This window comes from Ruegeria sp. F12 (assembly GCF_056533885.1).
Genome location: NZ_JBQFOV010000003.1, coordinates 188,003 through 202,177 on the forward strand (window position 1 = coordinate 188,003; position 14,175 = coordinate 202,177).

At 54.5% G+C, this 14,175-nt stretch carries 13 protein-coding genes; 2 read left to right on the forward strand and 11 right to left on the reverse strand.

Annotated features, from left to right (window positions below):
• Positions 1-69: 69 nt before the first annotated feature.
• Positions 70-957, forward strand: coding sequence for a haloalkane dehalogenase (locus ACR0CA_RS05620; RefSeq protein ID WP_480897692.1), 888 nt, complete (start codon positions 70-72; stop codon positions 955-957).
• Here the strand turns inward: ACR0CA_RS05620 and ACR0CA_RS05625 are convergent.
• The 5 genes from ACR0CA_RS05625 to ACR0CA_RS05645 form a co-directional block, all read right to left on the reverse strand.
• The gene (locus tag ACR0CA_RS05625) at positions 954-1,943 is read right to left on the reverse strand and encodes a hypothetical protein (protein WP_480897693.1); all 990 of its coding nucleotides are present in this window, start codon (positions 1,941-1,943) and stop codon (positions 954-956) included. The two genes, ACR0CA_RS05620 and ACR0CA_RS05625, sit on opposite strands and share 4 nt — an antisense overlap.
• Before the next feature lie 34 nt (positions 1,944-1,977).
• Complete coding sequence (locus ACR0CA_RS05630; RefSeq protein ID WP_480897695.1) at positions 1,978-2,973, reverse strand: glycosyltransferase family 2 protein; 996 nt, start codon at positions 2,971-2,973, stop codon at positions 1,978-1,980.
• 105 nt (positions 2,974-3,078) lie between these two features.
• Entirely contained in the window at positions 3,079-5,100 is a 2,022-nt protein-coding gene (locus tag ACR0CA_RS05635; protein WP_480897696.1) for a hypothetical protein, read from the reverse strand.
• Entirely contained in the window at positions 5,097-6,038 is a 942-nt protein-coding gene (locus tag ACR0CA_RS05640; RefSeq protein ID WP_480897698.1) for a hypothetical protein, read from the reverse strand. The genes ACR0CA_RS05635 and ACR0CA_RS05640 overlap by 4 nt, the downstream gene beginning before the upstream one ends.
• 5 nt (positions 6,039-6,043) lie before the next feature.
• On the reverse strand, positions 6,044-7,027 hold the full coding sequence (locus ACR0CA_RS05645) for a glycosyltransferase family 2 protein (protein WP_170769430.1): 984 nt from the start codon (positions 7,025-7,027) through the stop codon (positions 6,044-6,046).
• A gap of 289 nt (positions 7,028-7,316) precedes the next feature.
• Here ACR0CA_RS05645 and ACR0CA_RS05650 point away from each other — a divergent pair, with 289 nt between their 5' ends.
• Positions 7,317-8,423 carry a tyrosine-type recombinase/integrase gene (locus ACR0CA_RS05650; protein WP_480897700.1) on the forward strand — a complete coding sequence of 369 codons (1,107 nt, stop codon included), beginning with the start codon at positions 7,317-7,319 and terminating at the stop codon, positions 8,421-8,423.
• Between the two features lie 13 nt (positions 8,424-8,436).
• On the opposite strand, the gene ACR0CA_RS05655 is transcribed toward ACR0CA_RS05650, so the two are convergent.
• The 6 genes from ACR0CA_RS05655 to ACR0CA_RS05680 all read right to left on the reverse strand — a co-directional run bounded on the left by ACR0CA_RS05655 (position 8,437) and on the right by ACR0CA_RS05680 (position 14,171).
• The gene (locus ACR0CA_RS05655; RefSeq protein WP_480897701.1) at positions 8,437-8,832 is read right to left on the reverse strand and encodes a hypothetical protein; all 396 of its coding nucleotides are present in this window, start codon (positions 8,830-8,832) and stop codon (positions 8,437-8,439) included.
• 1,016 nt (positions 8,833-9,848) lie between these two features.
• Entirely contained in the window at positions 9,849-10,892 is a 1,044-nt protein-coding gene (locus ACR0CA_RS05660) for a chorismate transformation FkbO/Hyg5 family protein (RefSeq protein ID WP_480897703.1), read from the reverse strand.
• Positions 10,893-11,063: 171 nt separating this feature from the next.
• Complete coding sequence (locus ACR0CA_RS05665; protein WP_480897705.1) at positions 11,064-11,846, reverse strand: SDR family oxidoreductase; 783 nt, start codon at positions 11,844-11,846, stop codon at positions 11,064-11,066.
• Complete coding sequence (locus ACR0CA_RS05670; RefSeq protein ID WP_480897707.1) at positions 11,780-12,208, reverse strand: ApeP family dehydratase; 429 nt, start codon at positions 12,206-12,208, stop codon at positions 11,780-11,782. The genes ACR0CA_RS05665 and ACR0CA_RS05670 overlap by 67 nt, the downstream gene beginning before the upstream one ends.
• Positions 12,208-12,984 (reverse strand): beta-ketoacyl synthase chain length factor, encoded by a 777-nt coding sequence (locus ACR0CA_RS05675; RefSeq protein WP_480897709.1) that lies wholly within the window; start codon positions 12,982-12,984, stop codon positions 12,208-12,210. The genes ACR0CA_RS05670 and ACR0CA_RS05675 overlap by 1 nt, the downstream gene beginning before the upstream one ends.
• The gene (locus tag ACR0CA_RS05680) at positions 12,981-14,171 is read right to left on the reverse strand and encodes a beta-ketoacyl-ACP synthase (RefSeq protein ID WP_480897711.1); all 1,191 of its coding nucleotides are present in this window, start codon (positions 14,169-14,171) and stop codon (positions 12,981-12,983) included. The genes ACR0CA_RS05675 and ACR0CA_RS05680 overlap by 4 nt, the downstream gene beginning before the upstream one ends.
• Between the last annotated feature and the right edge of the window lie 4 nt (positions 14,172-14,175).

Sequence of the window (14,175 nt, forward strand, 5' to 3'; positions counted from 1 at the left end):
CCAAAAGGGCTGCTATGGTCGCGCATCCGCAGCGATCCCGCATGCGCGCACCTCAGAAAGGCCCTCTCAATGCATTCCGAAAAGCCGATCTCAGCCGAATTTCCGTTCGACTCTAAATATATCGAGGTCAAGGGTCAGAAAATTCACTATGTGGATGAAGGCAAAGGTGCACCAATTCTGTTTCTGCACGGCAACCCGACCTCCTCCTATCTGTGGCGCAATATCATCCCCTATGCAGCCAAGGGTCATCGCGCCATCGCGATGGATTTGATCGGTATGGGCAAATCGGACAAACCCGACATTCCCTATCGTTTTGTCGATCATGTCCCCTTTGTCGATGGTTTCATCAAGGCCTTGGGTCTGACGGATGTAATACTGGTCATCCACGACTGGGGTTCGGCCCTTGGGTTTCACTACGCAAGCCGACATCCCGAAAACATCCGCGGCATCGCGTTCATGGAAGGGATCATTCGCCCGATGACATGGGCCGCATTCCCCTCTGATTTCCGCGCCGGATTCAAGATGATGCGCACACCGGGACTGGGATGGGCGCTGATCTCGGGTCTGAACATGTTTGTCGAAAAAATCCTGCCCAGCGCCATTGTCCGCGACCTGACCCAGCAAGAGATGGACGCCTACCGCGCGCCCTACCCAACCGCGCGCAGCCGCCAACCAGTGCGGGTATGGCCCCGCGAGATACCGATTGATGGCACTCCCTCGGACATGCACCAGATCGTCAGTGCCTATAGTCAATGGATGGGTGAGACCGAAATACCGATGTTGCTGTTTTATGCCAGCCCTGGTGGTACGATCCGGGAAGACGGCGTCGCGTGGTGCCGCGAGACCATCCAGAACTTGCAGACCGTCGATATCGGGTCGGGCATTCATTTCATACAGGAAGACAACCCGCACCTAATCGGTGACAAGCTGGCTGACTGGCTGGTAACTTTACCCTAAGGCTGCGCCTCTAGCGCCAACCGGAACACGATTTCGGATGCCTTCCTTAGCGCCTCATATTCCTGCGGCGTGTCTCGGCGAAAGGCCTGTTCCTGCGCGCTCAACTCGACCTGCGAAAACAGGCTGTGCCGATCAGGGAAGAATTCCCGCTGAAAGGACAAGTCTTGGCCAGCCATGTAGTCATCCAACCACGCGCGCTCGTCCGGTTCCAGCACATCGTTGCGGCGCACCATGACTGGAAAATCCAGTGTGGTCCGCCGCAACTGACGGCTTTTCCTGCGCCCCATTGCGCGGGTCACGATACCAAAGGCTTCGCTCGCGGCACGTGACTGGGACGGATTGGCAGGTTGTTGGCCCATCAGGTCATCCGCGACCGGAGTCCCGACCCGCGTCAAAAAATCGGCCACCACATGGCCATTCGCCATCTCAGCCCGGTCATATAGCATCGGCACCACGGTGACACCGGGAAAAGCGGTGCGAATGTCGGCAACTTTGGCGGCGAAACTATACTGCGCCGGATTGGCCTCGATCTGCGCAAGCTGCGCCTTGATATAGCCCGAACCCGCATTCACCAAACGACCGTTCTTGGCGCGCTGCTTGTAGTCGGCCTCGAAGAAATCGGAATAGCGGCGGCAATAGAAGGTGATCCGTAGCTGCCGTGCTGGGATTTCCGCGAATACTTGTGCCAAACGCGCCAAATCGACCGAATAGAACATTTCGGAGGACACGAGGCAGGTCCGATCCGCATGATCGTCGAATTCGCTGGTCATGGCTGCGCGGAACGGGTCCATGGGCTCATTGGTCTGGTTGATGTGAAAGGCGATGATGTTGTGGCTCATCACCAGTCGGGTTTTACCCTCCAACCGCCTGCGCCCGGCCTCCATATAGTGCAGACCCGCATCCGCCAGAGCCGAAGAATTGTCGCGCAAAAACCCCTGCAAAGCGGTCGTGCCGGTTTTGGGCATGCCCAGATGTAGCCACAGCATCAGAGCGCCCTCGCCTTACTGCCCAAACCCTGCCTCACGGCTGGCTGACCTCGAACCCCGATGTCATCTGCTGCATCAATTCCCGCATTTCAGGCTGTTCGCGCAGCTGGGCAATGTGCTGGCGATGCAGGTCACAGGATTTATGATGCAAACGCGCCGTTTCGGGGTCGGATAGCATCTCGTAGTAAATCGTCCGTTTGCGATCCAGAACGGCATCGATGGATAGGTTTGTTTCGGCGTTCTGGTTCATCATGTTCCAGTATTCCATGCCAAGGCTTTCGCCCAAATGATGCGCCCGCCCGCGCATCTTCTTTACTAAATAGCTCTCGCAGGATTTCAGTGCGTAGTGGTTCAGTTGCACCAGGTCATACCCCACCGAATCCCGCGCTGAACGCCAGCTCTTGTCATAATACCGGTCCGGCATCCGCTGACCCGAGCCGTTATACCAATGGCATTCCTCCATCGTCTCGACCGTTGGGCGCTTGGGCCGATGCACGCCCAGCGCGTCCCAAAGCTCTCGCTGGAACATCGTCTTAAAGCCCCACGCTTGCGGAGGTCGAAAAATCCGCTCGGGCGCGGCCTGCCGGAACTGGTCCGACAGGAACCGGTCCTCATACCGTTCGACCCCCGCATTGCCGAAAAGCCGCCATGTCATCGAGATGGTCCTGGCCTCGGGGATCGCCTGCGTCAGCGCGCGCAGCGTGTTGTCGCCGGTCTTGACGTTGATATGTTCATCCGCGTCAATCACAATGACCCAGTCTTGCGGGCGCGCAATTTCCATCCGCATGAAAGCGTTATAGGCGCGTTTCTGTGGGCTGGTCCGACGGCGCGAGTTGTTGTCTACATGAGTGACGATCCCACGCTCATCCAACCGCCCCAACAGAGCGTCTGTGCCGTCGGTACAATCGTTGGTCATCACGACGATCTGGTCCACGCCTATCGCCCGGTTATGCGCCACCCATTCCAGCACGAAGGGGCCTTCGTTTTTCATAGGGGTAATGCTGATAAAGCGTGGATCCTGATCGGTCATGAAAGACTGCCCTGCTGCTTTCTTGTTGCCCGGAGCTTCGTCGCGGGATCGTTTAGATTTTGCGAACAAACTACGAATTTTTGGCAGGGGCACCAAGCGGAAAACTCACCCATCGCCGCCTGCCCGCTTTAGCTGGTTCGAGAATTTTTTGAAGGTCGGACACAGGTCACGCGCGCGTTTCAGGTATCTGCGGGCCTGCTGCCGATCTCCGCGCCGCAATAGGATTTGCCCTGCCTCGCCCTGAATTGCGGCAGTATTGTCATCCAGATCCGCCGCTTGAATGATCTGGCTTTGCCCCTGTTCAACTGCGTTGTTGCGTGTCAGAAACTGTCCCATAGCGAAGATCAGGAACGGATTGTCCGGGTCACAGGCCAAAGCCTCCGCCATGGTCAACCTGGCCTGCGCAATTTCTCCGTCAGCTTCGTACAAATCGCACAGCCTCTTATAAAACAGAGGATTATCCGGACAATCTTTGCAAACTCTTCGGGCTTGATCGATTTCTGTGGTCAGGTTGGTTTCACCCAACCGCAATTGCAGTGCGCCAGATAAACTTTGGTAGCTTGGGCTATTTTCAGGGATTTGTATCAAAGGGGACAGATTTGTCATGTTCAACAGACCATCTTGCAATATCTGCAAACGGTCCCTGTCATTTGGTAACCGACGCGCTTTTTCGTCCACGGACAAAAAAGCCCAATCAAGCAACAGCAAATCAAAGTTGCAGGGCCTGCGCGAAATGACTTTCCTTTGCGCGATATGCGCATTGTAGTTGAACCAAGACCGCCTGATAGCTCTTTGCATGGCCCAATCTGCCGGGGGCAATGCGCGATACGCCAATTGATCCCGAAACAACAAGCGCGAGCCAAAAATCGTTATGTCGGGCCGCAGCGGTTTGGCCCAGAAAGCCTGAGAGAATTCTCGGGCAGCGTTCCATCTTTTTTTCTGCCCACCCAAGGTCGCTGCGCGCAAGGCTCTTGCCACCGCGTAGTCTTCTGGCCAGGTGTTTGGATTTTCAAGAACGAGGTCCGCCATTCGCAGGGCATCGCCCCAACGTTGGAGATAGAAAAAATTTATGGCCTGCAACAAGGGCAGGAACGCATTGTCCGCTTCTGTGTCCAATAAGGCGTGGGTTATGTCTGCCGCTTCCTGCGCACGGTCAGCCGAATGCAATGAATACAAATGAAACGTGGCCTTGGCATAAATATGCGCCGCTTCCGAGCCGTTGATAAATCCGCTTGGTCCATTTCGAAGACGCTCGACCACTTTTTCATGAGCCTCAGTCATTTCGCTCTCGGACAGAACCTCACGGAACATTTTGCTTTGTGACCCAGCGATCCGCGATGCTGCCATCGAGAATGCTGAAACTGCTGGCGCAATCACCTGATCGGCCCGCGACATCGCATAAAGTTCCAGGAAATCGCGCTTGGCGCGGGACAGGTTGGACAGGTCGGCGATATCAGACATCTGCAAAAGCTGCGGGAACTTGCTCTGGAACCGGGCGATCAGTTCCGGTTGGTCCGAGAAAATGATTGCCGTTTGGCCCTTGGTCTTTTCCAGATGCGCCTGGTACAACTCTTCGGGCTCAATCTTGGCGGGCCATGTGGTGTGCTTCCACGGCTCGCCATTCAGAATGTCGCCACGGCGTATGTGATAGGCTGACACCCCCTGCCCCGAAAGCCGTGCATCAGCCTGCTCCATGACGGCCCGGATATCCTCGGAAAATCCGATCTGGTGGATGAAATCCCGATACCGAGGGCGAATTGCTTCGATATCCTCCCATGGAAAAGCGAGGACCTCGAACCCTTCTTCGACCAAGACCGAGCGGCCTGCTACCAGATGCGCCTGCAACCGATCAGGGGATTTGTCCCCCAGAAACGACCAGACTGGCAAAGCGTCCTGTGTCAAAGTCTCGAACGCGTCCGCATCCAGAAAATGCGTGTCCATCCAGCTTTGGGTGAACAACTCCGAAGGCGTGTCCAACTCGGGGGCGTCGGCGCCTTTGGGAAACCAGTTGACCTTATAGTCGGCGCCAAAATCCTCGGCCAAACGAATGCAGCTCAGCATCATCAGCAGACGCGCGCCCATGCGATCCTTGCGCTGACCGATAAAGACGCCCCGCGCGGCGGTCATGACGCGTCGCTTGCGGCGGCCATCGCGGAACGGCGCAGCCTACGAAACCGTTGGCGCGCCTGCCGGACCAATGCGTCATGGCGGTCGCCTGCCATGCTCTCGATGCCGCGCATATACAAGGGCAAACGGCGGCGCGCGCGCATCATCTTGTAAAACCCTTCCGGTTCCAACGTGCCGTCCATCGCGCCCAGCATGACCGGTTTCAGGATATCCAGTTTACGCAGCATCGGGGCAGCAAAATGGTTGGAAAACCAGGTCTTGAGCAACAACACATTGTCGCCTTGCAAACGCTCGACCTGTTTGCGGTCCAGATCGAAGAAAGGGTCATAAAATACATAGGCACGCCCAGCCGCACCCACCGTCTGCGCCGCATCGCTCAAGGGCAGATCCCAATCCTGTACCCGGCCGAACCGATAGCGGGTTTCCCATGGCACCAGACGCTCATCCAGCGTGGTTTGCGGATTAAACGCGATCACATGCGCGCCCGGAACAAGCTGTGAGAAAGTCAGCGCGCCGAACCCGCCCATCGAGGCCCCGGCAAACACGACCCGGTCAAAACCGTTAAAGAAGCCTGCGGCAGCCTTACCTTCGAAATAAGTCAGAATCTCGGGGTCGCGATACCAGGCTTTGGCGCGGGCAAAGACCCCCATATGCGACCACCCCTCATCGCGAAAGAACTTCCACCCCCAGGGTTCGCGCGCAAAGGACAGGTCGTTTGCGTTGGCAATATTGTCAAAGCTAACAACCAGTTGCGATGCAGACCGCCGATGAAACAGGATCGAGTGGCGGTCGAGTTTTTCCAGAAATCCGGTGCCATCACCGCCGGGGTAAAGCTCCACGAACCACGGCGGAGCGGGATCGGTCAAGATGCGCTCGTACCCGGTCTTGCGATCAGGATGTTCAGGTTGAAGCTGCTCTTTCGAAAGATCGTCTGCCATGGGCGTCACGTCAGATTGTCAGCCAGCCAAGACCGGAATTCCACCCAATCCGGCCGCATCTTGATCTCGGCGATCTTGGCGCGGTGCCAGTCGCAAGCCGTCGCGTGAAGCGCACCAAGTTCCGTATCTGCTTTCAATTCGTCCAGCAGAGGCGTGGCCCGCCGTGCGGCAGGCAGAATGGATTGGTCCTGCTCTTTGTTGACATTCATGTCCTGCCAGTAGGACTGACCCTGATCCATGCGGATATGGTTGGTCCGACCCCGGTCGCGTTTGATCAGGAAACCGTCCAGCGACCGCACTGAGTAATGGTGTAGCCGCCCGAATGAATGATCGAACCGACGCCACGCGCGCCAGCCCACCTTTTCAGCCGGAAACAGATTACCACTGGCATCCGACCAGGCGATATCGGCGGCCTCGTCGGGTTCGAACCCTTTCGGGCGATGCGGTCCGAACCGGCGAAACTTACCGTTATTCCTGAACAGTGTCTTCAACCCGTAAGCCCGGCCCGAGTGATAGGGGTATTCCTGATCCCCCATCGAAAACGCCTCGGTCACGGGTTTGTCTTCAAAGCTGAGATTGCCCGAACTTCCAAACAGCTTCCAGGCAAACGAGATCGCATCCACCGGCTGCCCTGCCCGTTCTTCTACCTCGGCAATCAACGAGGGAAAGCTGTTGTCGCCGCAGCGTATGTTCCAGAATTCGTCCACATCGAGACACATCAGCCAATCGGCCTCTTTCACCTTGGGTTGACGGCGCGCGCGTCGCAGCATCTGGTGTTGAGGATTGCCGCCTTCTTTCACTTCGTTGTTAACATGGGTGGCAAGGCCCAGGGCTTGCAAACGCTGCGCAATCTCGTCGGTGCCATCTTCGCAATCATTGGTGAAGATCACAAAGTGATCCACGCCCAACGACTTATGGAACGCGACCCATTCCAGCATATAGGGGCCTTCGTTCTTCATCGTTGTGAATACGGTAATGGTCTGAGACATTTGCACCTTCCGACTGCTCTTACTCACCGTCATACACGTCCGAACCCGGACGGGCGAGACGTGAATTGCGCGTATCGGAAATCCAAAGCCAAACGAGGCAAAACGACACGCACTCAGTGCGCATCTAGTATCAAAAATATGAAGATTTGGTGCGGTCGAGACGCACCAACCTTCATATACAACCGTCGACATCCACATACATTACCAATTGTAAAATAATAATTAATCACCATCTAAGCATCTCAAAGTAGCTTACGGTAGATACCCGTTGACGAGGCAAGTGGTAGACATGTCGGTAGACAAACTAACAGCAACAAAATTGAAAAAGCTGGGTGAGGGCAAGCATTCGGACGGGCGTGGCCTCTACTTTTTCGTTCGGGGCGAATCGCGTCTTTGGACATTGCGCTACACTCAGAACGGCAAGCGCAATGAGATTTCGTTAGGGCGTTACCCTGACGTTACGCTCGCACAAGCCCGAGAGCGACGAGAGGAGGCACGGAGGGCCATCGCCGAGGGTGTTGCCCCTAAGCAATCGCAGACCGACCGCAGGGTGGCTACTTTGGTGGCCGAGACATTTGACGCTGTTCGAGGTGATTTGAAAGGTGGCGGGACCGCAGGTCGCTGGATGTCGCCAGTTGACACGCATATCATACCGAAACTCGGATCAAAGGACGTAACAAAGTTGACGGCGATTGAGGTGCGCGACGCCCTCTCCCCAATCTGGCGCACCAAAACTAGCGCCGCATCAAAGGCCCTCGATCGCCTCGGGATCACGATGCGACACGCGGCGGCAAAATATCCGGGGGAAGTAGACGCAACGGTGGTGCCGAATGCAAAGGTACTACTGGGTTCGCAGGGCCACAAGGTTACCCACATCCCAGCTATGCCGTGGTCGGATGTGCCTGAGTTCTACCAGAGCCTCGGTGATGACGTCGTGGAATTGGCTCTGCGCTTGCTCATTCTTACTGCAAGTCGGTCAGCCCCAGTACGGTTCGCACACATCAACCAATTTGATGGTGATACGTGGACGGTACCCGCCGAGAACATGAAAGGCGGCGCGGAATTTCGCATTCCTCTTAGCGCCGAGGCGCAGCGTGTTGTAAACACATCGACCCTTTTGGCGCGCGATGGGTTCCTGTTCTGCGCGCGACGAGGCAAGCCGATCAGCGACGCGGCGATGGCGAAATACATGAACCGATGTGACCTGAGCTATCGTCCGCATGGTTTCCGATCCAGCTTTCGGGATTGGGCGGCTGAGAGCGGCAAGGATTGGACCTTGGCCGAGGTAGCGCTGGATCACCGGGTTGGCGGCAAGGTTCAGCGGTCGTATCAACGTTCCGACCTATTGGAACCGCGCCGCGCTTTGATGAATGAGTGGTCGTCGTTTCTAGGCTGACTTCTTACGTCTCTTAATCTCTTCTTGGGTAGTCACGCATTCCATATGGTCCACCCTTTTGCAGCTCACCGAACACTCCCCAAGCCTGATGACAGGCATCTGATAGGGCCATGTCATCCACAGGGATGCTATCTTTGAAGTTCGGATAGGCCATAGCCCGCGCCAGTTTTTCCATCATCATCGCGAAGTGATTGCGCGGGATGAATGCTCGGTAACGATAATCGCCGCTAGGTGTTTCGATCACCTCGCCATCCATACCGTAATCGCGCAGAAGTTCGGCGTCCTTAGCGCGACGGAACCGTAGACAGATGGGAGACCCCATGTGCAGCCCACTAATGTTGCCGCCCTTGTCCTTTGCGACGGCAGAAAAAAAGCCCGAACCCTCGGGCGTCGAGAATGCTACCCACATATGCAGGTCCTCCTATTCAAATTTTTTGGAAATGGCCGGTCAGCATAGAGATGTATTGCAGCGGTATCAAGATGAGCCTAAATTAGTGGCCTATAGGGCAATCATGCGCGGGCGCGTGGCCTGCGCCCCAAATCCAAACCTCCCCCATACCAGTACCTAGACGCATATCCGACCTTCGAACCCCGAAAATCGACTGTCCAGCAACCTGAAAACCCGTGGAGGTATTACAGCGATGGGTTGGTTTTCCCCTGGTAGCAATGGCTGTCGTAGAGGGGCATATGAAATGCGGGTATCAGGGAAAATTCGGGACTTGGGCGTGCCTTGCTTTCTCGGCCTCGCCTTTTAGGTGGCGGTGGGGGGTGTTTTGGAGGGAGATGTGTCGCCTGAAAAACCGGATCAGCGGTGTTTGTTTGGTGAGCGGCGCAACTTGGTTGCCATCTGGACGCACTGAGGGCCGCAATACTTGCTGTTTGCGTTCTTGTAGAAAGGGATGCGCTCACCGCAGTGTTGGCAGAGGAAGCCATCTATTTCCAAGCGTGTAAGCATGCTAACTATCCGGGCCTTGCTATTCGGCACCAGATATGCGGAACGCGGCATCCGCACTCCGTCGAACCGCTTAAAGCTGTCGTACAGATTACGCTGCCACCACGTAGGCCGCACTGCATGCCAACGCCCATCATCCTCGTAATACTCGACCTCGACCCGCGCCGGGGAAATCCGCTCTTGGGCTTGTGGCGATAATTCATTGCCCATAGGCCACTCCTCCGATTTTGTGCACCATCTCCCTGCAATGCGTTGTTTTGTATACTTCGGTATTCTATGACGCACCAAGTCAGCTAATTGCCTCTCGCTCAGCTTCGTCAGAGAGCAGTTCCCGCAGTTCGCCATGAAATTGGCAATTATGCAGGGCTCGAACCATCGCAATACAGTTGAGAGCGCGAGCCCGGGCAGGATGAGCAGCAACAACCGCGTTCGTCGCTTGCAGTAAAAGCATTGCTAAAAATTTCCGATGTTAATTAGCAAATTCGCAGTGCTAGACCGTTTCTCGGATTCACGCAGCCTTCGACTTCGATCAGCAGATCCTTGCGGCAAATATCAACATTCATGAAAAACAGCTTCCGTTTATCCAGTTTCCATTTCTTCGTCAAAATCTCGCTAATCAAAGGATAGTCTGAAGCGTGCCTGAAATAGACCTTGAAGTGATCCATATCCTCCAAGGTAAAGCCCTTTGACCTGCCGGTCTCACTTGCGTCGACGGAAGAAAGCATCCACTGAACATTTTCCATCATGATGTCGATCTGCTCTATTAGATTTCCTTCACCAACGGTTTCAGAGCCTCGGATGCTGGCAGTACCTGAAAGGAAAAGACTGGTTCTGAGCGCATCATTCTGGTTCAACTCCTTGAGAACCGTACCTCTGGCAAAGCTGGGGGATTTGGGGCCATAGCAACCGGGATATTGGTAGGCAGGAGTCTGCAAAGGGTTTTCAATATGTCGGTACTGACAATTTCTTGATGCGACAATGTATCCAAGGATGTCTTCAGAGTGCGAACCTATCCCAGTTGCCGCAGGCATTAAATTTTCGCTTAGGTGAAATGCCTCAAACGCTCTAGCCCGACCTACGCAGAACGAGCGGTATCGCTCAATTTCTCCCTCTGGAACCTCGTTGATCCGCGGAATGAAGTTCCAAGACCTAAGTAGAGTGGTGAAACCCGAATCTAGTAAGTACGAAAATAATTCATTGTAGGCATGATTGACTGTTGCCTCGACATTCTCGATCGTGCCTAGCCTACCAAACACAATGACGTCTTCGCCAACGTCTATGTATCGGAGGTCGCCGTTGGATAGGCTTCCGTCTTGGATGTTCCCGCCCGCATCTGTCCACCAGTTTTCGCAAACATTAACTCTGTGTGTCGGAGTGCCCATGGCCACGCTCATTTCGCGCTCGTTGATTGGAGAGAAATCTGCAGTGCAGTCGACGTAGCGTACTCTGAAAACCGGTGCATCACCTAGGCTTTCCGAGGATTCCGAGTTGCTCAAAAAGTAATTTATATCGCTCATTTTTAATCTCAGCAAAGTGGAGGGATAGTTCCACCACGCGGTTGGTTTCAGTGGTTCTTATTGAAGTCCAACCGGGTGGTACACTGCATTCGAAAACTGTCAACGGCACCGAATTTTATACGATGATTACTAGAAGCGTACCGACGTTTAATAGACAACCCAAACGGACCTTCACGACGCGCCACCATCGATGCAAATCTGTTGACCTGAAATAAAACCAGCTTCCTCACCAGCCAAAAACTCGATTAACGCCGCCACCTCACTAACATGCCCCGCTCTATTAACGGGAGTCTGGCTGACAAGCCTTTCATAGTTTTCCAAAGCCGCAGTTTCTTCAGTCTCGATCAGGCCTGGAGACACTACATTTGCAGTAATCCCACGGGATCCGTATTCGTAAGTCAGCGACTTCATCAAAGGCAGAAAACCTCCCTTTGCAGCGGCGTAGTTGGCCTGACCCCTATTACCCTTTACTCCAGAAAGGGACGAAACAGCGATCACACGCCCCCATCTGGACCTAATCATTGGCAAAATCAAAGGGCGAAGCGCCGAAAAAAAGGTGTTAAGATTAGTATCAATGACCGAAGTCCAGTCGTTCGGAGACATGGCTGCAAAAGGCATATCCTTCTGCCGTCCCACACAATGGACAAATACCTGCACCGGCTGGTCGACGGATAGTTGCGCCAAAGTCTCTGAAGCTGGTTCACCGGCGCACAGGTCAACGGCAATCGCCTCAGCACTTCCACCAGTTTGATGAATCTGTTCTACGCAAGCCTTCGCTTTGTCCAATCGTGAGTTTGCATGGACAATCACATGCAAGCCGCTGGAGGCCAACCTCCGGCAGATCGCGGCTCCAATTGGACTGGACCCGCCTGTGACCAATGCTCGTTTCAAGACTGGTTTCCTTCCAGTTTCAACAGTGCCCTTCCTGCAAGCAATTCGGTTTCCCCAATGCAAACAGAAAATGCATAGATCGCGCCACCAAGATCACTGTGCAATTGTTCAGCCGATATTCTAAATGAATTACCCTCCCGCGACACAACGTCTGAAAATAGGCTTACGTTCTGTAGCGCGACCAGCAGTCCCCTATGCTCGCCTTGCATCTGATACAGAGACTGATGGGCAGCTGCAGCCTGAGCTCCAAGCTCACACAAAACCGTCGAGTATAGAACTCCGTTCATCAAAAGCGGAAAACTATCATCATTGTGGTCAATCGCATTGCACTCAATCGAGCGTTCGTCCGCCATAAGGATCTTGTCGATTAGGCGCATACGACCCGAATGCGGCATTTGATCGAGCGCGCGCTGAAAATTCGACATCAGGTAACCTCGACGATTAACGATGCACCCGCATGGAAAGGCAGCGCGACTGGCCCCGATTCAATATCTAACAACCGCTCCAAAATAGGCAACATTGCTAAGGACGGGTTGCTATCATTAGAGTTCGATTGGTTCATGTGCTGCATGTTATCTCCGGAATGGTACTCGACATCCAGCCTCGCAATTGTTGAATCAGTCGCCAATGGTGACAACGCCAAGGCCACTGCACCCGGCACACTCACATGATGCGAAGTACACAACGGGTACGGCAAAGGAGCATCAAAAAGTACCAGTCCCACAGAAGCCTTTTCGAACCGAACCTGGACCGATGCCTTTAGCAGACTTGCGGCCGCCGTCGCTGCTCCCGCACAAATGCTTGTTGCAGCACCTTGTGATTTTCGAACAATTGTCCACTGCCCTGAGGCGGCATTGTGAACAGAATTCTGAAATTTCAGCGGTCGAACAGCCATTTCAGGTCCATTTAACGCGTCCAGAATGCTTTTGAGGGTTTCTCCCTCTCCATATGCCGATCCAAACACCCAAGACGCATCAGACTCCAACGCAGGGCTGATCCTCTCAGCCACGGCTATCGCTAGTAGAGTTTGCGGGCTTAATCTTTTTCGCGAGCGGGGCGAAAGCGAAGCTGGGCTAGGCTGCCAATCTTCCACCGCCTCGGCAAAAAACTCGTGTGGAAGACTGTCCGACAGTCTTTCTCCAACTGCGGATTTCAGCGTATATAGACTAAATCCATTTACAAAGACTGACAGAACGTTCATCGGCTGAGCACCAAAGCACAGTTGTTTCCCCCAAATCCGAACGAGTTGCTCAAAACTGCACGTAGCTCGGCTTCCCGACAGTTTGCCGTGACGTTCTGCATAGCCAAGGGGTCCAAATTTTCCAGCCCTGTATTGCCCGGTATCAAGCCCTCTTCGATAGCGATCATGCTGATTATCGCCTCTACAGCACCAGCTGCGCCAAGCGTATGACCCACTGCTCCCTTGACCGAAGACACTGGTACTCCCGGACGAAGCACGGAGCGGATTGCCTGAGCCTCAGCTGGATCATTTACGGGTGTGGCTGTCCCATGAAGGTTAACATAGTCAATGGCATCCGCACTAAAGCCTGAAGATTTCAGGGCTTGCCCAATGGCTTTTGCCGCCCCTGCCCCGTCTTCAGGTGGAGTCGACATGTTAGTTCCGTCAGAGCTTTCACCATAGCCACGCAGCCTGATACATTCCCCTGCACCTCGTTCAACAAGCACAAGTCCTGCGGCTTCGCCAATCGAAAGGCCATCACGATTCACGTCACAGGGCTTGCAGGGAGCCCGTGACACGAGTTCAAGGCTTTCAAACCCAGCCAAGGACGTCAGGCACAGGCTGTCTACACCGCCGGTTAGAACCGCATCGCAGATACCCAAATCAATTAACTGGTGGGCGTCGATCAGGGCCTTTGCGGACGAAGAACACGCGGTGGAAACAGTGTATACGGGGCCTTCAAGCCCAAGGTAACTTTGCAAAAACGCGGCAATCGCGTGTTGGCTGTCATGATGTTCAGGCCGATAGTTTGAAGGCATCGTGGCGCCTTCGGGCAGCTTTCCGTAAACACCTTCTAGGTGCTCCATGCCAGATGTCGATGTTCCCAGAACTATGCCACACCTTGCCACCCCCCATTTTCCTATGGCTTTTTGCACTGCCACCTCAAATTCGTCGGTTTGAAGGGCTAACAACGCCAAGCGGTTTGCGCGGTTGTCAAAACCTGTGCACTTAGACGGAAATGCCAGCAAGTTCAGCTCGGACACTTCGCCGACAAAACAATCAAACGGCACATCGAACTCTTTTGGAGCAGCGAGCCCCGTGCGCCCACTGCGAAGGGCTTCAACATGAGTTTGACGACCGCGACCTAGGCAAGTTACCAAGCTCTGGTGTGTAATACCCGTTCCTTGAGACCAAATCTCGGCTGTCACTGCT